Raw genomic sequence first — 20,196 nt, forward strand, 5'->3', positions numbered from 1 at the left:
GCGCCAGGTTTTGGCTCAGCCGGGCAGGCGCTCCGTGTTGATCGGGGCGGGGTGTCCGCGTACCGGATCGGGCTGGACGGGGACGGCGCGTGCCGGCGCGGCGGGCCGCAGCGCGATCGCGGCCGGCGCCGGCCGAGCGTGCGGCACCAGGGCGAGCGGCGGGGCCAGTTCCGGCCAGAGCGTCGCGGTGACCGCCCGGGTACGCCCCAGCCGGTACGCCGCCCGCCGGCCCCGCTCGGCCAGCACGGCGGCCAGGTACGCCGGCGCCGGCGCGACCCACGGCGGAGGCGGCGAGGTGACCGCCGCTACCTCGGCCCACAGCTCCCGCCCCAGCCGGGTCCGGTCCGGCTCGGCGAGCTGGTGCACCCGGCCGAGGTACTGCCGCACGGCCAGCGCCAACCCGTCGTCCAGCCGGGTCAGGTCGAGCGTCCCCGCCCAGCCGAGCAGCGGCGGTACGGCCGGCGGGGCGGGCCGCCAGATCCCGGCGCCCCGGGTGTGCACCACCAGGGTGCCCGCCACCAGGTCGCCCAGCCGCCGCCCGCGCGGGTCGGTCAGCATCACCGTCACGCTCGCCGCCCAGCTCAGCAGCGGCAGCACCAGCCCCGGCCACTCCACCGCGACGCCCACCAGAGCCCGGGTGAGCGACTGGCCGACCCCCACCGGACCGCCGTCGGCCCGGACCACCCGCAGCCCCACGGCCAGTTTGCCCAGCGTCCGGCCCCCGAGGAACCGCTCCATCAGCACCGGATAGCCGACCAGCACGAGGATCACCAGCACGGTCTGCGACGCGCCGAACAGGGCGCCGTCCACGACGTCGCCGAAGCTGAGCAGCGCCAGCGACAACCCCGCGCCGAGCAGCAGCGCCGCCACCAACTGGGACACCAGGTCGATCAGCAGGGCGAGCACCCGGGAACCCAGGCGGGCCGCCCGGACGTCCAGCTCGACGGCCTCGCCGCTGACCAGACCGGCGTCGGCCCATCCGGACGGTGGGGGAGGTTGCGCGCGCACTCCGACAGTGAACACTTTGGCATTATCCCCGCGCTATATAGGCGTGGGTTCCCGTGGTCGCCCTTGGGTTTCCTGCTTCACCGCCGGTCGCCTCGTCCGGGAGGACTCCCGTTGAGGTCTTACACCAGCTCCACAGGCAGACACCGCCAGCCCGGCGGCCGAAAGGTTGCGAGCCGCGTTGACGTCCCGGTCGTGGACCGCGCCGCACCGGCACGTCCACGACCGCACGGTCAGCGGCAGGTTCTCGGCCAGCGTGCCGCAGGCCGAGCACAGCTTGGAGGACGGGAACCAGCGGTCGGCAGCGATCACCTCGCGGCCGTACCAGTCGGCCTTGTACTCCAACATCGCGCGGAACTGCCGCCACGCCGCATCCGAGATGGCGCGGGCCAACGTGTGGTTCTTGACCATGTTCCGTAGGCTCAGATCCTCGATCACGATCGTTTGGTTGTCACGAACGAGACGAGTGGACAGCTTGTGCAGATAATCCCGTCGCCGGTCAGCGATCCGGGCATAAACCCGCGCCACCTTCAGGCGGGCCTTGGCCCGGTTCGCGGAGCCCTTCTCCTTGCGGAACAGGTCCCGCTGGGCGCGGGCCAGCCGCGCCCGGTCGGCGCGTTCGTGCCGCGGGTTGACGATCTTCTCCCCGGTGGAGAGGGTGAGCAGACTTTCCAGCCCCGCATCGACCCCGACAGCGGTGTTCACCGCCGCAGCGGCGGGGATTACGTCCTCGCACAGCAGGGACACGAACCACCGCCCTGCCGCGTCCTGCGAAACGGTCACCGTGGACGGCGTCGCTCCCTCCGGCAGCGGCCGAGACCACACGATATTCAACGGCTCAGCCATCTTCGCCAACGTGAGCTGGCCGTCACGCCATCGGAACGCGCTGGTGGTGTACTCTGCCGACCGCCGCGACTTCTTCTTCGACTTGAAGGTGGGGTAGCGGGCCCGCCTGGCAAAGAAGTTCGTAAGCGCCACCTGCAAGTGCCGCAGCGTCTGCTGCAACGGCACCGACGACACCTCGTTGAGAAACGCCAGCTCGTCGGCTTTCTTCCACGCGGTCAGCATCGCCGAGGTCGCGTTATAGGTGATCCGTTCCTGTCGCACTGTCCATGCCTCGGTACGCGCGGCCAAGGCCAGGTTTTAGACCTTCCAGACACACCCGCGTGCGCGAAAGTTCAGCCGACTGCGTGCCAGTCGGGTAGAAGCGGTACTTGAACGCCCGCTTCACCGCCCTGGCCATGACTCACATACTGGTATGCCAGCCAGTGAACCTTGGGGCGAGACGCGGGCAGACGCCGGCCCGCGCTGGCGACAGATCGGTTACCGTGACCCTCCTCCACAAGGGCTCTGTGCCCCATCCGGCCCGAAGGCCAGGCTATCCACGGAGGAATCTGATGAGCGCCGGACGGGGGATGGCGAGTGGATCTCGACGCGTACGTGGCGGCGCACGGCGCCGAGTGGCGGCGGCTGGAGCAGTTGACCGGCCGACGCCGGCTCGACGCGGCCGAGGTCGACGAGCTGGTCGCCCTCTATCAGCGGTCCGCCACCCACCTCAGCGCGCTGCGTAGCCGCTCACCCGACCCGGTGCTGGTGAACCGGCTCTCCCAGTTGGTGCTCGCGGCCCGGGCCCGGATCACCGGCCGGCCGCGGCCGTCCTGGGCGGCGGTGGGACGGTTCGTCGTCGCCGACCTGCCGGCCGCGCTCTACCGGGCGTGGCCCTGGTGGTGCGCGGTGGCCACCGGGTTCACCGTGCTGAGCGTCTTCCTCATGTGGTTCGTCGCCGGTCACCCGGACTCCGCCGCCGCGTTCGTCGGCGAGGACGCCGCGAAGGAACTCGTCGACTCGGGCTTCGCCGGCTACTACACCGAGTTCTCCGCGCCGACCTTCGCCTTCCACCTGTGGACGCACAACGCCTGGCTCGCCGCGCAGTGCCTGGCGTCCGGGGTGCTGGTGGTGCCGGTGTTCTGGCTGCTGTGGCAGAACGCGTTGAACATCGGCGTGGTCGGCGGCGTGATGATCTCGTACGGCCGGGCCGACGTGTTCTTCGGTCTGATCACCCCGCACGGGCTGCTCGAACTGACCGGGATCTTCGTGGCGGCCGGGGTCGGGCTGCGTACCGCGTGGGCGTGGATCGCGCCGCCGGCCCACCTGAGCCGAGGGCGGGCGGTCGCCGAGGCGGGCCGCTCGGCGATCGTGGTCGCCGCTGGCCTGGTCGGGCTGTTCGCGGTCTCCGCGCTGCTGGAGGCGTTCGTGACCCCGGCGCCGGTGCCGGTCGCCGTCCGCGTCGCCGTCGGCGCCACGGTCTGGCTGGCCTTCCTGTCGTACGCCCTGTTCCTCGGCCGCCGCGCCGCCGGTTCCACCCCCGCGCCCCCAGCGTCCTGAGGCGGGCGTCAGAGCTGGCCGAGGGACTTGAGGCGCAGGTAGGTGTCGGCGATCGCCGGGGCGAGGCGGTCGGCGGGGGCGTCCACCACGGTCACGCCGTGCCGGGACAGTGCGGCCCGGACGCGGTCCCGTTCGGCGAGCGCCCGCCAGGCCGCCGCGGCGGCGTACACGTCGTCCGGCCCGGTCGGCGGGGTGGTGGTGAGCCCGGTGAGCACCGGGTCGTGGGTCGCCGCGATCACCACCCGGTGCCGGGCGGCCAGCCGGGGCAGCACCGGTAGCAGGCCCTCGCCGAGCGGGCCCGCCTCCAGGGCGGTGAAGAGCACCACCAGGCTGCGCCGTCGCTCCCGGCGTAGCACCTCGCCGGCGATCAGCTCGAAGTCGGTCTCCACCAGCGCCGGCTGGAGTGGGGCGAGCGCGTCCACCAGCCGGGTGAGCAGGGTGGGGCGACCGCTGCCGGTCACCGCCGCCCGGACCGCGCTGTCGGCGGCGAGCAGGTCGACCCGGTCACCGGCCCGGGCGGCGAGGGCGGTGAGCAGCAACGCCGCGTCGATCGCGGTGTCCAGCCGGGGCTCGTCGCCGACCCGTACGGCGGAGGTGCGGCCGGTGTCCAGCACGCAGACCAGCCGCCGGTCCCGCTCCGGCCGCCAGGTACGCACCAGCACGTCCGAGTGGCGCGCGCTGGCCCGCCAGTCGATCGAGCGCACGTCGTCGCCGACCACGTACTCGCGCAGGGTGTCGAACTCGGTGCCCTGGCCGCGTCCCCGGGTCACCTGGACGCCGTCGATGATCCGCAGTTTCGCCAGCTTCTCGGGCAGATGCCGCCGAGAGTCGAAGCGGGGCAGCACGCGCAGCGTCCAGGGCGGCGTGGCGGGACGGCCGGTACGCTGCCGGAACGCCAGCCGCAGCGGCCCGAAGGAGCGTACGGTCAGCGCCGCCGCGGGGCGGTCGCCGCGCCGGGCCGGGGTGAGGCGGACCGGCAGTTCGGCCGTGTCGCCGGGCTCGACGGTCAGCACCTGTCCCGGCGGTACGTCCGGCCGGGCCCCCGCCGACGGCACCCACGCGTCGCGTACCCGGGCGCGCAGCGTACGACCGGAGGTGTTGGCCAGGTGCAGGGTGACCGTGGCGGTGCCGCCCAACCGGACCGTCCGGTCGCCGGTGCGGGTGGCGGTGAGCGCGTGCGGCGGCGCCGCGAGGGCCCAGTCGACGGCGGCGAGCAGCAGCACCGCGCCGGTCATCACGGCGACGCCGAGAAACGGCGCCGGCCAGGCCGGCAGGGTGGCCGCGCCCGCCGCGAGCAGCAGCGCCGCCCGCCAGGTCATCGGGGCGTCGGCACGGTGGCCAGCACCGCGTCCAGCACCGCGTCGACGCCCACGCCCTCCAACTCGACCTCGGGGCGCAGCCGGAGCCGGTGCCGCAGGGTGGGCCGGGCCACCGCCTTCACGTCGTCCGGGGTGACGTGGTCCCGGCCGGCCAGCCAGGACCACGCCTTGGCGGCGCTGAGCAGTGCGGTGGCCCCTCGCGGCGAGGCGCCCAGCTCCAGGGCCGGGGCGGCCCGGGTGGCCCGGCACAGGTCCACGATGTAGCCGAGCAGCGGCTCGGCCACGTGCACCCGGTGCACCGCCTCCCGGGCCGCGGCCAGGTCGGCGGCGGTGGCCACCGGGCGTACGCCGGCGGCGTGCAGGTCGCGCGGGTCGAAGCCGGCGTGGTGCGCGCGGAGCACGCCGAGTTCCTCGTCGCGGTTGGGCAGCGGCACGGTCAGCTTGAGCAGGAACCGGTCGAGCTGCGCCTCGGGCAGCGGGTAGGTGCCCTCGTACTCGACCGGGTTCTGGGTGGCGGCGACGATGAACGGCTCGGGCAGCGGGCGGCGCTCGCCCTCGACGGAGACCTGCCGCTCCTCCATCACCTCCAGCAACGCCGACTGGGTCTTCGGGGGCGTGCGGTTGATCTCGTCGGCGAGGAGCAGGTTGGTGAAGACCGGCCCTTCCCGGAAGGTGAACGCGGCGGTGCGCGGGTCGAAGATCAGTGACCCGGTGACGTCGCCGGGCATCAGGTCTGGGGTGAACTGGACCCGCTTGGACCGCAGGTCGAGCGCGGTGGCCACGGTCCGGATCAGCAGGGTCTTGGCCACCCCGGGCACGCCCTCCAGCAGCACGTGCCCGCGGCAGAGCAGCGCGATCACCAGGCCGGTGACCACGGCGTCCTGCCCGACGACGGCCTTGGCCACCTCGGCCCGCAGCCGGTGCAGGGCGGCCCGGGCGTCGGGCTGCGCGACGGCCGGCGCGGCGGCGAAGACGGGTCCGGTCACCGGGGATCTCCTTCGGTCGGGTGGACGAGGGTACGGGTCAGGGCGTCCAGGTCGCGGGCCAGTTCCAGCAGTTCCTGGTCGGTGGTCGGCTCGGCGCCGTGCAGCAGCTCCCCCACCCGCTCGACGTCCTCGCCGGCGTACTCGGCGACCAGGGCGGCCACCTCGGCGGGCGGTGTGTCGGCCGGCAGGTTCAGCCGGGGCCGCAGCCGGGCCAGCGCGGCGGCGCGCAGGGTCTCGGCGGCCGGTCCCCGGGCGCCGGCCCGTCGGTAGAGGCGGGCCCGACCGAGCACGGTCTCGGCGGAGCGGACGGTCACCGGTAGCGGCTCCGGCACGGGTGGGCCGAGCCGGCGGGCGCGCCAGAGCATCACCAGCAGCCCGGCCAGCGCGAGCTGGACCAGCAGGGCCCAGAACCAGGTCGGGAAGGCGTCCCAGAGCGGGTTGTCCTGGTGCTGCGGGCTGTCCGCCCGGTCGTCGGGACGCTGGGACGGGCGGGTTGGCCGGCCGTCGCCGTCGGTGCCGGGTGACCAGCCCGGCCCGCCGGGTGCGGGGGTCGCGCCGGGCAGGTCGAGCCAGACCAACGGGCGGTCGCCGCCGAGCAGGCCGGTGGCGAGGGCACGGTTGCCCCACTCGTCGATCCGGTCGTTCCGGAACGGGTCGCTGGTCCCGATCACCACCAGCTCGGTACGCCACCGCACCCGGACCAGCCCCCCGGAGTAGCAGCGGTCGGCGGTCGCGCTGCCCCGGGTCGCGTAGCGCTGCCGGTCGGCGGCGGCGGTGCCGGCGCGGTCGGCCTCGGCAAGGGGACACCTGCGGCCGTCGGCGTCCGGGCTGGTGGCCCGGGTGGCCCACCGGCGCTCGGCCGGCGTCAGCGGCACGTCCAGCCCCGCGAGCAGCCACCGGGACGGGTCCACAAGCACCAGCCGGCTGCCGGGCGGCAGGTTGGCCAGGGCGGCGACGGTGCCCGGGTGCACCAGGTCCGGGGCCGGTACGAAGAGCGTCGCCGGGCCGGCCTGGGCGGCGCGCAGCGCCTGCCGGATGTCGGTCTCGCGGCGTACGGTCACGCCCTGCGCGCGCAGCGCCTCGGCCAGCCGGCTGCCGCCGTCGTCCCCGGTGGCGGCCGGGGAGAGGAAGCCCCGGTCGGTGGCGTCGGGCTGGTCGACGGCGTGGAAGACCAGGGTGGCCACGATCAGCAGCACGGCCAGCCCGAGCGGGATCAGCAGCCGGTGCACGCGGCGCCGGGCTCGGGCCGGGGCGACCGGGCGGGGGTCGAGGGTGGCGGTCACCGGTGCTCACCGTCCCCGGTCAGCTCGCGGTGCAGGTCGGTGGCGAGGTCGCGCATCCGGTGGTCGTGCTCCCGGGTGGCCGGTCGTTGGGCGTACCAGAGGTCGGAGAAGATCGTTGCGGCGGCGTGCAGGGTGCGGTGCACCCGGGGCCGGACGTGGGCCGCCGCCGTGGTCAGCTCGGTGACCGTCATTCCGGGGCGTACCTCGACGACCCGCCGGTCGACCAGTTCGCGGACCATGTCGCGGAGCCGTTCCCGGACCGCCTCGGCGTACCGGCCCTCGGCGGCGAGCCGGTCGGCGCGGCTGCCGGGTGCGGCGGCCACCGGCTCGGGGGCGCGGGGCGCGGGCACCGGCGGCGCGTCGCCCGTCCACCGGGGCTTCGGCCGGCGCCGACGCAGCCGCGGCAGCCGCAACTTCGGCAGCCGCAGCCGCAGTCGGGGCAGCCGCATCCGGGGCAGCCGGAGTCGGAGCCGGGGCCGGCGCAGGCGGGGCAGGTGTGGCCGGGGCAGCCGGCTGGGCACCCAGGCCGGGAAGAAGTACCAGGCCAGGGCGGCCAGCAGCCCGGCGAGCAGCACGAGCAGGGCGGCCAGCGGCAGCGGTACGACGTCCCCGAGCGCGGCGACCGCCTCGGTCCACCAACGGCTCACCGCCGCACCGCCAGCAGGGCGGACTCCGGTGCCCCGCCCGGGGCGCGGGAGAGCCGGATGTCCAGCCCTTCGGTGCGCATCCGGGTCTCCAGGTGCAGCACCGCGTCAAGGCAGGCCAGCGCCGGGTACGCGAGCGCGTTCACGCCGGCCCAGGTGACCGTGGCGACCGGCAGCGCCCAGGCGGAGACGTCGAACAGGCCGAGCAGCCCGAGACCGTAGTAGGCGCCGAGACCGATGCCGAGCCGGATCAGCCACCAGCCGAGGTAGCCGAGGAGCCGGATGCCGGCGAACCGCCCACCGGCGCGTACCGCGAGCGTGAGCGCGCGCCCCGGCGCCCGGTACGCCGGGACCCGGTCCACCACCAGCGCCGGGACGGCGGCGCCGAGCAGCCCGTACGCGGCGAACCAGGTCGGCCCGGCCAACCCGGCGAGGCACACGGTGAGCCCGACCGCCGCCGCGATCAGCAGGGTCGCGCCCCACCGGGCCCCGGCCGGGCGCAGCAGCTCGCCCGGCCCGGCCCGGCGGCCGAGCAGCGCCGCTCCGGCGCCCCGGGCGGCCGGGTTGCCCAGCAGGGCGATGATCAGCGCTTCGGTCCCGGCGCCGACCGCCAGCAGCAGCCAGTACCAGCCGAGCCGGTCGGTCTGGAACAACCAGGCGGGCGCTCGGGCGTCGGCGAGCAGGCGCAGCGGGTACAGCAGCAGTTGCTCGCCGAGGGCCAGCAGGACGGCGAGCGGGATCAGCACCCGGCCCTGGCCGCGCAGCAGCAGGACCGCCGAGTCCAGCAGTTCGCCCACCGTCAGCGGGCGGCGCGGGAGCACCGCGGTCGGGCCGACGTCGGGCACGCGTACTCCTGGCGGACGAACGGTGGTGGCGGGCGGCGAGGCGCCCGAGGGATCATGGTTGCACGGCAGGTTCTGCCGCGGTGGACCCGACCACCGTGGCACGCCACGCGGGAGGTCCGCGCCCGTCAACTGTGGTGCGGGGGCGTGGGCCGCAGTACCGTGCCGTGATGACGTCGAACCCTTCGAATTGAACGGGGATGGAACGATAAACCCCATGAGAGCCCGGGTACTGGTGGTCGACGACGACCCCGCGCTCGCCGAGATGCTCGGCATCGTGCTGCGTAGCGAGGGCTTCGTGCCCTCCTTCGTCGCGGACGGGGAACGGGCGCTGGCCGCGTTCCGCGAGAGCCGGCCCGACATCGTCCTGCTCGACCTGATGCTGCCCGGTATGAGCGGAATCGACGTGGCCCGGGCGATCCGGGGCGAGTCCGGCGTGCCGATCGTCATGCTGACCGCCAAGAGCGACACGGTCGACGTGGTGCTCGGGCTGGAGTCCGGGGCCGACGACTACGTGGTGAAGCCGTTCAAGCCAAAGGAGCTGGTGGCCCGGATGCGGGCCCGGCTGCGCCGGGGCGAGGACGTGGCGCCCGAGCTGCTCACCATTGGCCCGCCGGGCAACCAGATCTCGATCGACGTGCCGGCCCACACCGTCAGCCGGGACGGCGAGGAGGTGAAGCTGACTCCGCTGGAGTTCGACCTGCTGGTCGCGCTCGCCCGCAAGCCGCGTCAGGTCTTCACCCGCGAGGTGCTGCTGGAGCAGGTCTGGGGCTACCGGCACGCCGCCGACACCCGCCTGGTGAACGTGCACGTCCAGCGGCTGCGCGCCAAGATCGAGCCGGACCCGGAGCGACCCGAAATCATCCTCACCGTGCGTGGCGTGGGCTACAAGGCGGGTACGGGATAGCCTGGTGGTCACTGTGGTGACCTCCCCGCCCCCCGGCTCGCCGAGCACCGCGTCCCGCTGGCTACGCGCGGCGCGGGCGTTGTGGCGTGCCCTCACCGGTTGGGCGGCCGGGGTGGCCGCCGGCATGCACGGGGCCTGGCGGCGGTCGCTCCAGCTTCGTGTGGTGACCATCACGCTGGTGGCCTCCAGCCTGCTCGTCGGCGGGTTCGCCTATCTGATTGCTGACAAGATCACCAGCATCCTGCTGGAGAACGCCGAGACCGACGTCCTGCAGCGGCTGCAGAACGGCAGCGAGTACGCCTCGAAGCAGTTCAACCTCTACAGCCGGGCGGAGGAGGCCCAGCTTCAGGACACCATCGACGGCACGGTGAACTACCTGGCCGGTGGTGACCCGACGCAGACCAACGGCGTGGTGGTGGCGATCACCGGGGACAACACCAACAGGGCCGTCGCGCCGCGTACCTCACCGGAGGTCGAGGTAGGCCCGCTGATCGGCTCGGAGCTGCGAGCCTCGGTCGCCGCCGGCAACGTGGCCCACCAGATCCGCACCGGGGTCCTGGGGGATCAACGCACCAAATACCTCGTGTACGGCTCGCCAGTGCCGACCCAGTTCGGGCAGTTGGAGCTCTACTACCTCGTGCCGCTGGCCCGGCAGGACGCCACCGCCGCCGACGCCCGGGCCACCGTGGTCGCCACCGGCACCGCTCTGGTCATCCTGCTCGGCCTGCTCGCCGCCCTGGTCACCCGGCTGGTGGTGACCCCGGTACGGGTGGCCGCCCGGACCGCCCAGCGGCTCTCCGCCGGGCTGCTCGACCAGCGGATGGCAGTCAATGGCGAGGACGACCTGGCCCTGCTGGCCGCCTCGTTCAACCAGATGGCGACCAACCTGCAACGGCAGATCCTCCGGCTGGAGGAGATGTCCCGGTTGCAGCGCCGGTTCACCTCGGACGTCTCGCACGAGCTGCGTACGCCGTTGACCACGGTCCGGATGGCCGCCGACCTGATCTTCGCCGAGCGTGACGGGTTCGACCCGGCGGTGGCCCGCAGCGCCGAGCTGCTCCAGGCCGAGTTGGACCGGTTCGAGGAGCTGCTCACCGACCTGCTGGAGATCAGCCGCTTCGACGCCGGCTTCGCGATGCTGGACGCCGAGCCGACCGACCTGGTGCCGGTGGTGCACCGGGTGACCGAGCGGCTGGCCGGGCTGGCCGAGCGGGTGGGGGTGACCATCGAGCTGGACGTGCCGGACCCGCCGGTGATCGCCGAGGTGGACCCGCGCCGGGTCGAACGGGTGCTGCGCAACCTGGTCGGCAACGCGGTCGAGCACGGCGAGGGCAGGCCGGTGCGGATCACCCTGGGGATGGACGAGAGCGCGGTGGCGGTCACCGTGCGGGACCACGGCGTGGGGCTCAAGCCGGGCGAGGAGAAGCTGGTGTTCAACCGGTTCTGGCGGGCCGACCCGTCCCGGGCCCGGCAGACCGGCGGCACGGGCCTCGGACTGTCCATCAGCCTGGAGGACGCCCGGCTGCACGGCGGTTGGCTGGAGGCGTGGGGCGCGCCCGGGCAGGGTGCCCAGTTCCGGCTGACCCTGCCGGCGCGGGCCGGCGACCGGCTGACGACCTCGCCGTTGCGGCTGGTGCCGGCCGACGCCCCGTTGCCGTTCGGTGGCCCCCGGGACGGTGGCTTGCTGGCCATCGGGCCGGGCACCGCGGGGGCGTTGGCCATCGGTCCGGTCGAGGACCCCACCCGGGCGGAGGTGGCGCCGTGAGCGCGAGGAGTGAGCCGGGGTTGCGAGCCCCGCAGTCGCGAGCCGAGGTGGCGCCGTGAGCGCGAGGAGTGAGCCGGGGTTGCGAGCCCCGCAGTCGCGAGCCAGCGAGGTGACGCCGTGAGGCGTGGGGTGGCGGCGCTGCTGGCCGGGGTGCTCCTGCCCGCCGGGTTGGCCGGCTGCGGCATCCCCCACGAGACCGAGGTGCAGGTGGATGGCCGCCCCTCGCGGGCGGCCGAGGCCGGCGCGCTCAACGGCACCGGCGCAGAGCCGCCCAGCCAGGCGGCCAGCAGCGAGCCCGCGCAGTTCATCCGCAACTACCTCTCCGCGGCCGCCGGCGAGCGCGAGCAGGCGTACGCCCGGGCCAAGAAGTTCATCGCGCCGGAGTCCCAGAACCTGCTGAAGGAAAAACCGCAGAGCAGCGAGGTCGAGCTGACCGTGGTCCGGCTGCGGGAGGAGCCGGTGGTCAGCCCGCCGAGCAACGACCCCTTCAGCGAGGTCACGGTGACAGTGCAGCAGGTCGGGGTGCTGCGCGCCGACGGCACCCTGGCGCCGCCGGTGGAGATCCAGACCAAGTACGTGTTCCATCTCCGCTCGGCCGACGCCGGCGGCACCGGGCTGTTCATCACCGACCCGCCGAAGGTGCTGCTGCTCAGCGACACCGCCCTGCGCAGGTTCTACGGCACGCACACCATCTACTTCTGGAACTCCGACCAGACCCGGCTGGTGCCCGACCAGCGGTATCTGCCGTCGACGGTGCCCACCGAGCGCCGGGTCACCGAGGTGGTCAAGTGGCTCGCCGGCGGCCCGCCCGACTGGCTCGCGCAGGGGGTGACCCGGCTGCCCGCCGGCACCACGCCGATCAACAACGCCACCGGGGCGGACGACCACTGGGAGGTCAACCTGACCATGCCCGGTGCGACCGAATTCCGGCTGGCCCGCCTCGCCACCCAGCTCGCGTGGTCGTTGCAGGATTTCACCGGCGAGCTTCAGCTCAAGATCCAGAACCAGAACCGGCGCACCGTCGACCTCAAGCAGGCGCGGGACGAATTCGCGCTGTACCCCCCACCCGGGGCTCCTGAGCGCTTCTGCGTCTACGACGGCGTGATCCACCCGGTTTCCGTCGCCGGTGAGACGTCCGGTCCGGTCCCGCTGTCGGAGAAGTTCAACAAGGGCGTCGTCTCGGCGGCGCTCAACCGCGTCGGCGACGAGGTGCTCGCGGCGCTGGTGGTCACCCGGTCGGACCGGCGGCAGCGGCTCATGGTCGGTTCCGACCCGGCTCCGGTCACCCTGCTCAACGGTAGCGGGGAGTGGTACGGCTCGATCGGCCGCCCGACCTGGCTCCGCTCGCTGGACCAGGATCATCCGACCGGTCTGGTGGTGGCCGACGGAGGGCTCTACCGGTTCGACGGCATGGCCGCGATGACCCCGATATCGCTGGGCGTCCCGGGCAAGGTCAGCGCGGTCGCCAGTTCCTTCGACGGGCACCGGATCGCGCTGATCATCGGTGGCGAGCTCTACGTGGCGCCGTTGAGCGTCGACGGGAACGCGGTCACGGTGAACCAGCCCCGCCGGCTGGCCACCCTGCTCACCGGGCTCACCGTGGTCGACTGGTACGCGGCGAACGAGCTGGTCTTCGCCGGCAACGAGGCGGGCCGGCCCGCGATCTACCAGACCACCGTCGACGGGGGGCTGGAGGCCCCGCTGAAGCAGCGGATCGGCGCCGAGGTGACCGAGCTGGCCGCGTACCCGGGCGGCACGGTCGGCGCGCCGCCCCCCGTCATGTACGAGACGAACAAGGCGGCCTTCCGGAACGACCCGTTCGAGATCATCAAGCGGGAGCAGGTGCTGGACCTGCCAGAACCGTCGGCGTCGCCAGGCGTCCGGTCACCCAACCCCACCGCACCCTTCTTCCTCTACTGAGGCGCCGGTGCGGGGGCTGGGCGGACTCTGGTCGGATCTGACGGATCTGGTGCTGCCGGCCGGGTGCGCCGGTTGTGCCGAGCGGGTCCCGGGCCTGACCCACGGCTTCTGCCCGCGCTGCGTCGGTGAGCTGGAGGCGCTGCGGCCCGCGCCGACCCGCCCCACCCCGGCCCCGCCCGACCTGCCGCCCTGCGTCGCTCTCGGGCCGTACGGGGGCGCGCTGCGGGAGGGGCTGCTGGCGTACAAGGAGCGGGGCCGGCACGGGTTGGCCCGGCCGCTGGGGGCGTTGCTCGCCGAGGTGGTGGCCGCGGCGGTGGGACCGGCCCGGTCGGTGAACCTGGTGCCGGTGCCGGACACCGCGCGGGCGGCGCGGGCCCGTTACGGCGACCATCTGGGCCGGTTGACCCGCCACGCGGCGGGCCGGCTGCGGGCGGCCGGCTGGTCGGTACGCGTGCTGCGGCCGTTGCGGGCGCTGCCCCGGCCGGACTCGGTGGTGTTGGACAGCGCCGGGCGGGCCGCTGCGGCCGAGGCGGCGTTCCGGCTGCGCGGGGCCGACGGGGTCCCGGTGGCCGGGCCGGTGGTGTTGCTCGACGACATCGTCACCACCGGGGCGACGTTGGCGGCGGTGAGCCGCATCTTGCGCTCTGTGGGAATGACGCCAAAGGCCGCGGCGGTGCTCGCCGCAACGCAAAAGCGACCCTTGCGGTGACGCTTCGTGTTTCCGTTTCACCCCTTGGTGTATGAGCTGTGGGAGTTCGAGGGCAGTTTCGACAACGAGGGGTGACTGCCGAGGGAACAGGAGTTAGCGTTCTTGTGTCGGGGGTAGGAGTTTTTCCAGCCACTCCCGGCGTGGGAAGGGAGGCGTAGCCGTACCAACCGGTCGACGCCGAGCGGGATGCTCCCAGTGGCGCGTCGGCCGAGGACCGGATCAACGACCGTCCGAACAAGGGAGGTCACGTGGACATCGTGGTCAAGGGCCGTAACGTCGAGGTGCCGGACCATTACCGGGTGCACGTAGCAGAAAAGCTCGCGAAGATCGAACGCTACGACCACAAACTCATTCGCGTGGACGTCGAGTTGTTCCACGAGCGCAATCCGCGCCAGGCCGATCACTGTCAGCGGGTGGAGATAACCTGCGTGTCGCGGGGCCCGGTGGTCCGGGCCGAGGCATGCACGAGTGATTTCTACAGCGCGCTGGACGCGGCCATCGCCAAGCTGGACACCCGGTTCCGCCGGGCGGCCGACCGGCGTCGGGTGCATCGCGGGCGGCACGCGCCGCTCTCCGTCTCCGCCGCCACCGCCGGCCTGCCGGTCGTCGACCTCGACGGTCCGGGGCTGGCCGCGCTGAACGGCGCGCGTTCGGCCACCGCGGTCGCCGAACGACCGGACGAGGCCACCCTGGTCGCCGAACGACCGGACGATGGCGGCGACGAGGTGTACGACGACGACCAGCCGTGGCACATCGCCCGCGCGAAGGTGCACCCGGCGGAGCCGATGACCGTCGACGACGCGCTGTTCCAGATGGAACTGGTCGGCCACGACTTCTACCTGTTCCAGGACAAGGAGTCCGGCCGCCCGAGCGTGGTCTACCGCCGGCACGCCTACGACTACGGGATCATCTCGCTCGACACCACGTTCTGACCACGAGTGCCAGGGGCCCCGCTGACGCGGGGCCCCTGCCCACCCGGCAGGTCCGACGCGAGCAGGCCGAAGAGGACCGAGTCGGTGCGGGTGCCGTCCGGGCCGGGGCGCCGGCCGCGCAGCAGCCCCTCACGCCGGAAGCCGATCTTCTCCAGCACCCGCTGGGCGGCGACGTTCTCGGGGCGGGTGCCGGCCCAGAGCCGGGCCAGGCCGATGTCGAACGCCCAACCGGCGACGAGCCGCATCGCCCGGGTGGTCAGCCCCCGGCCGCGCGCCTCGGGCAGCATGCTGCAACCGAGCATGGCCTGGCCGGTGGCCGGCTCGTCGTACACCAGCGCACAGCCTCCGGCCGTCGTGCCGGACGCCGCGTGCAGGATCACGAGGTCGGCCGAGCGGCCGGCCAGCCAGTGGCTCTCCGCCAGACGGCAGCGTCGCTCGATCGACTCCCGGGTCGGTGGGACCGGCGGCACCCGGTTCGCCACCACCTCGGGCAGGGTGTGCAGCCGGTGCAGCGCGTCCGTGTCGCCGGGGGCGACCCGGCGCAGGGTCACCACGCCGTCGGTGAGCCGACCGTCCGGCAGGTCGGGCAGCGGCCGGTCGGCCGGACCGGGCGGGTCGTCGGCGAGGCGTACCCAGGCGATCAGGTCGTGCCGGCCACCTCCTCGGCTCGGGTTGGCCGACCGGCGTACCCCCTCGTGCCGGAAGCCGGCGGCCAGGGCGACCCGCTGGCTGGCGGTGTTCTCCTCGTTGGTGAGCAGTTCCAGGCGGGCGCAGCCGGCGGCGAAGGCGTGCTCCGCGAGGGCGCGGGTGGCCGCGGTGGCCACGCCCCGACCGCGCGCCCACGGCGCCACCCAGTAGCCGATCTCCCATTGGTCGCGGGTCGGCACCGGTTGGCTGAGGCCGATGCTGCCGAGCAGCCGGTCGGTGGCGGGGTCCGCGATCGCGTACGCGGCGCCGCCGGTGGCCCAGGCCGCGGGCGCGCCCTCAGTGATCCACCACCGGGCGCTCTCCTCGGTGTACGGGTCCGGCAGGCCGGAGATGCCCCGCTGGGTGACCGGATCCGCGCAGCCGGCCACGGTGTCCGCGACGTCGTCGAGGTGGGACGGCCGCAGCCGCACCCCGTACGCCTCGATCGTCTTCGGCGTCACGCCAGGTCCTCGGGGAGCAGCGCGCCCACCCAGACGTCCTGTCGTTCGGCCCGGTGTTGGACGCCGCCGCGGAGGGTGCCCTCGACGACGAATCCCGCCTTCTCGGCCGCCCGGCGGGAGGCGGTGTTGCCCACGTTGGCCCGCCACTCGATCCGGGCCAGGCCGAGCGTGGTGAACCCCCAGGCGCAGAGCGCGGTCAGCGCGGCCGGCAGGTAGCCCCGGCCCCGGGCGGACGGCGCGGTCATGAAACCCACGTCGGCGACCAGTGGGTCGCTGGGCGAGATGCGCAGGTCGATCGAGGCGACGTAGCGACCGTCGGGGTCCGCGACGGCGTAGGAGGCGCCGGTGCCCCGGGCCCAGGCCGCCTGGGTCACGTCCCGCAGGAAGCCCTCGGCGTGTTCCCGGTGGTAGGGGTGCGGCACGGTGGTCCAGCGCACGGTCTGCTCGTCCTGGCAGGTGGCCACGACCGCGTCCAGGTCGCGCTCCTCCATCGGCCGCAGCCGCAGTTCCGTGGTGCCGCTGGTGGCGAACAGGACGGGCTGTGGGCGGCCGAACACGGCGGCCCGGCGGGCCGCCAGGGTGTCCGGGCCGGCGGGACCCGGTTCGTCGGGCGCGGGCACCTCGCCGGGGAGCAGCGAGCCGAGCCAGCCCTCCCGGCGTCCGCCGACCGCCGGCTGGGCGAGCCGCAGTTCGCCCTCGATCCGGAAGCCGGCGCGGAGCGCGACCAGCCGGGAGGCGTGGTTGCCGATCTCGGCCTGCCAGATCAGGCGACGCAACTTGGCAACGTCGAAGGCCCAGCGGGCGATCGCCCGGGTGGCCCGGACCGCGACGCCCCGGCCCCGCGCCCACGGCGCGGTCCAGTAGCCGATCTCCGCGCTGCCCAGGCCGGGGTCGATCGAGACCAGCCCGCAGGAGGCCAGCAGTTCGCCGGTCGCGGCGTCGCACACCGCGAACTCCGCCCCGCTGCCGTTTGCCCAGGCCGCGGGGCTGCTCCCGGTGACGAAGTCGACTGCGTGTTCGGGCCGGTACGGGCGGGGTACGGTGGTCCAGCGCTGGATGTCCGGGTCCTGGCAGGCGCGGTGGACCGCGTCGGCGTCCTCCGCCCGCCAGGGTCGTAGCAGCAGTCCGTCTTCGATGATCTCCACGGGCTCCACCCGAGCCATCGTGCCGGATCGTTCGCGATGGGCGTAACCCGATTAGCGCCAGCCGCCGCGCCGGAAGGGTGTTATGTCGGGTTCATCGGGCCGGACCGCCGGCACCACTGACCATCACCCCGATGGAGCGCCTACGATGGTTCGAGACCGTCTAGGGGAGCGTTGATCCGTGTCGATTCTGGAAAAGGTCCTTCGCGCCGGCGAGGGTCGCATGGTGCGTCGGCTCAAGGCCATCGCCGCCGCCGTCAATTCGATCGAGGACGACTACGTCAACCTCACCGACGATGATCTGCGCGCCATGACCGACCAGTTCAAGGAGCGGCTCGCCGACGGGGAGACCCTCGACGACCTGCTGCCCGAGGCGTTCGCGGTGTGCCGGGAGGCCGCCTCGCGGGTGCTCGGCCAGCGGCCCTACGACGTTCAGGTGATGGGCGGCGCGGCGCTGCACTTCGGCAACATCGCCGAGATGAAGACCGGTGAGGGCAAGACCCTGACCTCGGTCATGCCGGTCTACCTCAACGCGCTCGCCGGCAAGGGCGTGCACGTGATCACGGTGAACGACTACCTGGCCGAGCGCGACGCCGCGTGGATGGGCCGGGTGCACGAGTTCCTCGGCCTCACCGTGGGCGTGGTGCTGCCCAACCGGCCGGCCAGCGAGCACCGGGCCGCGTACGAGTGCGACATCACCTACGGCACCAACAACGAGTTCGGCTTCGACTACCTGCGCGACAACATGGCCTGGTCGCGGGACGAGCTGGTCCAGCGCGGTCACTTCTTCTCGGTGGTCGACGAGGTCGACTCGATCCTCATCGACGAGGCCCGGACCCCGCTGATCATCTCCGGCCCGGCCGAGCACTCCGCCCGCTGGTACCAGGAGTTCGCCGGCGTGGTGGCCCGCCTCCAGCCCGGCACCGACGGCGAGGGCGACTACGAGGTCGACTACTCCAAGCGCACCATCGCCATCACCGAGCGCGGCGTGGCCAAGGTCGAGGACCGGCTCGGCATCGACAACCTCTACGAGTCGGTCAACACCCCGCTGGTCGGCTACCTCAACAACGCGATCAAGGCCAAGGAGCTCTACAAGCGCGACAAGGACTACATCGTCAACGAGGGCGAGGTCCTGATCGTCGACGAGTTCACCGGTCGCATCCTGCACGGCCGCCGCTACAACGAGGGCATGCACCAGGCGATCGAGGCCAAGGAGGGGGTGGAGATCAAGCAGGAGAACCAGACCCTGGCCACCATCACCCTCCAGAACTACTTCCGGCTCTACGAGAAGCTCTCCGGCATGACCGGTACCGCCCAGACCGAGGCGGGCGAGTTCAACAAGGTCTACAAGGTCGGCGTGGTGACCATCCCGACGCACCGGCCGATGGTCCGCCTCGACCGCCCGGACGTCATCTACAAGACCGAGAAGGCCAAGTTCAACGCCGTGGTCGAGGACATCGCCGAGCGGCACGAGCAGGGCCAGCCGGTGCTGGTCGGCACGGTCTCGGTGGAGAACTCCGAGATCCTCTCCCAGTTGCTGCGCCGCCGCGGCATCCCGCACTCGGTGCTGAACGCGAAGTTCCACGCCAAGGAGGCGGAGATCGTCGCCCAGGCCGGGCGCAAGGGTGCGGTCACCGTCGCCACCAACATGGCCGGCCGTGGTACGGACATCCTGCTCGGCGGCAACGCCGAGTTCCTCGCCGCCAGCGAGCTGCGCCAGCGCGGCCTCGACCCGGTCGAGCAGCCGGAGGAGTACGCCAAGGCGATGGAGGAGGTCCTGCCCACCTGGAAGCAGGCCTGCGACAACGAGGCCGAGGAGGTCGCCGCCGCCGGTGGCCTCTACGTGCTGGGCACCGAGCGGCACGAGTCCCGCCGGATCGACAACCAGCTCCGCGGTCGCGCCGGCCGGCAGGGTGACCCGGGCGAGTCCCGGTTCTACCTCTCCCTGCAGGACGAGCTGATGCGGCGCTTCCGGGCCGGCGCCGTCGAGGCGGTGATGGAGCGCTTCAACATCCCGGAGGACGTGCCCATCGAGTCGAAGATGGTCACCCGCCAGATCAAGAGCGCGCAGGCCCAGATCGAGGGCCAGAACGCCGAGATCCGGAAGAACGTCCTCAAGTACGACGAGGTGATGAACAAGCAGCGCCAGGTGATCTACGCCGAGCGCCTCCGGGTGCTCAACGGCGAGGACCTCTCCGACCAGGTCCGCAACATGATCGACGACGTGGTGACCGCGTACGTGGTCGGCGCCACCAGCGAGGGTTACGCCGAGGACTGGGACCTCGACCAGCTCTGGTCCAGCCTCAAGCAGCTCTACCCGGTGGGCATCACCGTCGACGAGCTGGAGGAGGAGCTGGGCTCCCGGGCCGGCATGGACCAGGACTTCCTGCTCGCCCGCCTCAAGGAGGACGCGAACGGCGCGTACGACCGGCGCGAGGAGCAGCTCGGCGAGGAGGCGGTTCGCCAGCTCGAGCGGATGGTCCTGCTCCAGGTGATCGACCGCAAGTGGCGCGAGCACCTCTACGAGATGGACTACCTCCAGGAGGGCATCAGCCTGCGGGCGTACGCCCAGCGCGACCCGGTCATCGAGTACCAGCGCGAGGGCTTCGACATGTTCGCCACCATGATGGACGGCATCAAGGAGGAGACGGTCGGCTTCCTCTACAACCTGGAGGTGCAGGTCGAGGAGCCCGAGCCGGAGGCCGAGGAGGTGCAGCTGCTGGAGAAGCCGGTGGAGATCCGCGCCAAGGGCCTCAACCGCGCGCCGCAGCAGCAGGGCCTGCAATACTCCGCGCCCGCCATCGACGGCGAGGCCGGGCGGGGTGCGCCGGCGATCGAGCGGGCCGACGCGCAGGCACCCGCCCTGGGCATCGGCAACCCGGACAGCACCGCCCGCCCCGCCGCCCCGTCCCCGTCGGGCAACTCCCGGCGCCCGGCGGCCGCCGGGATGAGCGGCCAGGCGGTCGCGGCCAGCACCGCCCGCCGGGCCTCCCCGGGCCAGGTGGACGCCGGTGAGGGTCCGTCCCGCAACGCGCCCTGCCCGTGCGGCTCCGGCCGCAAGTACAAGCGGTGCCACGGCGCACCCAACGGGGGCAACTGACCCCACCCGCACCAGCGACGACGGGCCCCGGCCGGACATGGCCGGGGCCCGTCCGCGTCCCGGCCCTGACACCGGCTCGTGGTTGATGACCCACCCGGCCCGGGCAGGT

The 20,196-nt window shown here is 73.3% G+C and carries 17 protein-coding genes; 7 read left to right on the forward strand and 10 right to left on the reverse strand.

Translation table 11 applies throughout. The annotated features are described in order from the left end of the window. Positions 1–15: 15 nt before the first annotated feature. Genes GA0070621_RS28080 through GA0070621_RS31320 form a run of 3 tightly spaced genes read right to left on the reverse strand, consistent with a single transcriptional unit; the run spans position 16 to position 2,248 of the window. Positions 16–1,008, reverse strand: a complete 993-nt coding sequence (locus GA0070621_RS28080; protein WP_167667535.1) for an RDD family protein — start codon at positions 1,006–1,008, stop codon at positions 16–18. Positions 1,009–1,041: 33 nt separating this feature from the next. Then, on the reverse strand, positions 1,042–2,139 hold the full coding sequence (locus tag GA0070621_RS28085) for an RNA-guided endonuclease InsQ/TnpB family protein (RefSeq protein WP_231920976.1): 1,098 nt from the start codon (positions 2,137–2,139) through the stop codon (positions 1,042–1,044). Continuing rightward, positions 2,087–2,248 (reverse strand): helix-turn-helix domain-containing protein, encoded by a 162-nt coding sequence (locus GA0070621_RS31320; RefSeq protein WP_167667537.1) that lies wholly within the window; start codon positions 2,246–2,248, stop codon positions 2,087–2,089. Before GA0070621_RS31320 ends, GA0070621_RS28085 begins: the two co-directional genes overlap by 53 nt. A gap of 179 nt (positions 2,249–2,427) precedes the next feature. On the opposite strand from GA0070621_RS31320, the gene GA0070621_RS28090 reads away from it, so the two are divergent. Further along, on the forward strand, positions 2,428–3,390 hold the full coding sequence (locus GA0070621_RS28090) for a stage II sporulation protein M (protein ID WP_091201385.1): 963 nt from the start codon (positions 2,428–2,430) through the stop codon (positions 3,388–3,390). An 8-nt stretch (positions 3,391–3,398) separates the two neighbouring features. On the opposite strand, the gene GA0070621_RS28095 is transcribed toward GA0070621_RS28090, so the two are convergent. Genes GA0070621_RS28095 through GA0070621_RS28115 form a run of 5 tightly spaced genes read right to left on the reverse strand, consistent with a single transcriptional unit; the run spans position 3,399 to position 8,467 of the window. Further along, a complete protein-coding gene (locus tag GA0070621_RS28095) occupies positions 3,399–4,709 on the reverse strand; it encodes a DUF58 domain-containing protein (RefSeq protein WP_091201387.1) in 1,311 nt (436 codons plus the stop codon). Beyond that, the gene (locus tag GA0070621_RS28100) at positions 4,706–5,695 is read right to left on the reverse strand and encodes an AAA family ATPase (protein ID WP_091201389.1); all 990 of its coding nucleotides are present in this window, start codon (positions 5,693–5,695) and stop codon (positions 4,706–4,708) included. Before GA0070621_RS28100 ends, GA0070621_RS28095 begins: the two co-directional genes overlap by 4 nt. Then, complete coding sequence (locus GA0070621_RS28105; protein ID WP_091201391.1) at positions 5,692–6,978, reverse strand: DUF4350 domain-containing protein; 1,287 nt, start codon at positions 6,976–6,978, stop codon at positions 5,692–5,694. Before GA0070621_RS28105 ends, GA0070621_RS28100 begins: the two co-directional genes overlap by 4 nt. Next, entirely contained in the window at positions 6,975–7,625 is a 651-nt protein-coding gene (locus tag GA0070621_RS28110; protein WP_091201393.1) for a DUF4129 domain-containing protein, read from the reverse strand. Before GA0070621_RS28110 ends, GA0070621_RS28105 begins: the two co-directional genes overlap by 4 nt. Then, positions 7,622–8,467 carry a hypothetical protein gene (locus GA0070621_RS28115; RefSeq protein WP_091201395.1) on the reverse strand — a complete coding sequence of 282 codons (846 nt, stop codon included), beginning with the start codon at positions 8,465–8,467 and terminating at the stop codon, positions 7,622–7,624. Before GA0070621_RS28115 ends, GA0070621_RS28110 begins: the two co-directional genes overlap by 4 nt. A gap of 214 nt (positions 8,468–8,681) precedes the next feature. Between GA0070621_RS28115 and mtrA the strand changes: the two genes are divergently transcribed. From mtrA to hpf, 5 genes are all read left to right on the forward strand, one after another. Continuing rightward, the gene (gene mtrA, locus GA0070621_RS28120) at positions 8,682–9,371 is read left to right on the forward strand and encodes an MtrAB system response regulator MtrA (RefSeq protein WP_091114656.1); all 690 of its coding nucleotides are present in this window, start codon (positions 8,682–8,684) and stop codon (positions 9,369–9,371) included. Positions 9,372–9,495: 124 nt separating this feature from the next. After that, the gene (mtrB, locus tag GA0070621_RS28125) at positions 9,496–11,136 is read left to right on the forward strand and encodes an MtrAB system histidine kinase MtrB (protein ID WP_091202935.1); all 1,641 of its coding nucleotides are present in this window, start codon (positions 9,496–9,498) and stop codon (positions 11,134–11,136) included. 117 nt (positions 11,137–11,253) lie between these two features. Next, positions 11,254–13,056 carry an LpqB family beta-propeller domain-containing protein gene (locus GA0070621_RS28130; protein WP_167667539.1) on the forward strand — a complete coding sequence of 601 codons (1,803 nt, stop codon included), beginning with the start codon at positions 11,254–11,256 and terminating at the stop codon, positions 13,054–13,056. Positions 13,057–13,063: 7 nt separating this feature from the next. Further along, positions 13,064–13,765, forward strand: coding sequence for a ComF family protein (locus GA0070621_RS28135; protein WP_091201399.1), 702 nt, complete (start codon positions 13,064–13,066; stop codon positions 13,763–13,765). A gap of 248 nt (positions 13,766–14,013) precedes the next feature. Then, positions 14,014–14,697, forward strand: a complete 684-nt coding sequence (hpf, locus tag GA0070621_RS28140) for a ribosome hibernation-promoting factor, HPF/YfiA family (RefSeq protein WP_091201402.1) — start codon at positions 14,014–14,016, stop codon at positions 14,695–14,697. Here the strand turns inward: hpf and GA0070621_RS28145 are convergent. Further along, positions 14,664–15,845: a GNAT family N-acetyltransferase gene (locus tag GA0070621_RS28145; RefSeq protein WP_091201404.1), complete on the reverse strand. Its 1,182-nt coding sequence runs from the start codon at positions 15,843–15,845 to the stop codon at positions 14,664–14,666. The two genes, hpf and GA0070621_RS28145, sit on opposite strands and share 34 nt — an antisense overlap. Next, the gene (locus tag GA0070621_RS28150; RefSeq protein ID WP_167667540.1) at positions 15,842–16,990 is read right to left on the reverse strand and encodes a GNAT family N-acetyltransferase; all 1,149 of its coding nucleotides are present in this window, start codon (positions 16,988–16,990) and stop codon (positions 15,842–15,844) included. Before GA0070621_RS28150 ends, GA0070621_RS28145 begins: the two co-directional genes overlap by 4 nt. Before the next feature lie 178 nt (positions 16,991–17,168). On the opposite strand from GA0070621_RS28150, the gene secA reads away from it, so the two are divergent. After that, positions 17,169–20,087 (forward strand): preprotein translocase subunit SecA, encoded by a 2,919-nt coding sequence (gene secA, locus GA0070621_RS28155; RefSeq protein WP_091201408.1) that lies wholly within the window; start codon positions 17,169–17,171, stop codon positions 20,085–20,087. Positions 20,088–20,196 lie beyond the last annotated feature (109 nt).

This window comes from Micromonospora narathiwatensis, assembly GCF_900089605.1.
GTDB lineage: Bacteria > Actinomycetota > Actinomycetes > Mycobacteriales > Micromonosporaceae > Micromonospora > Micromonospora narathiwatensis.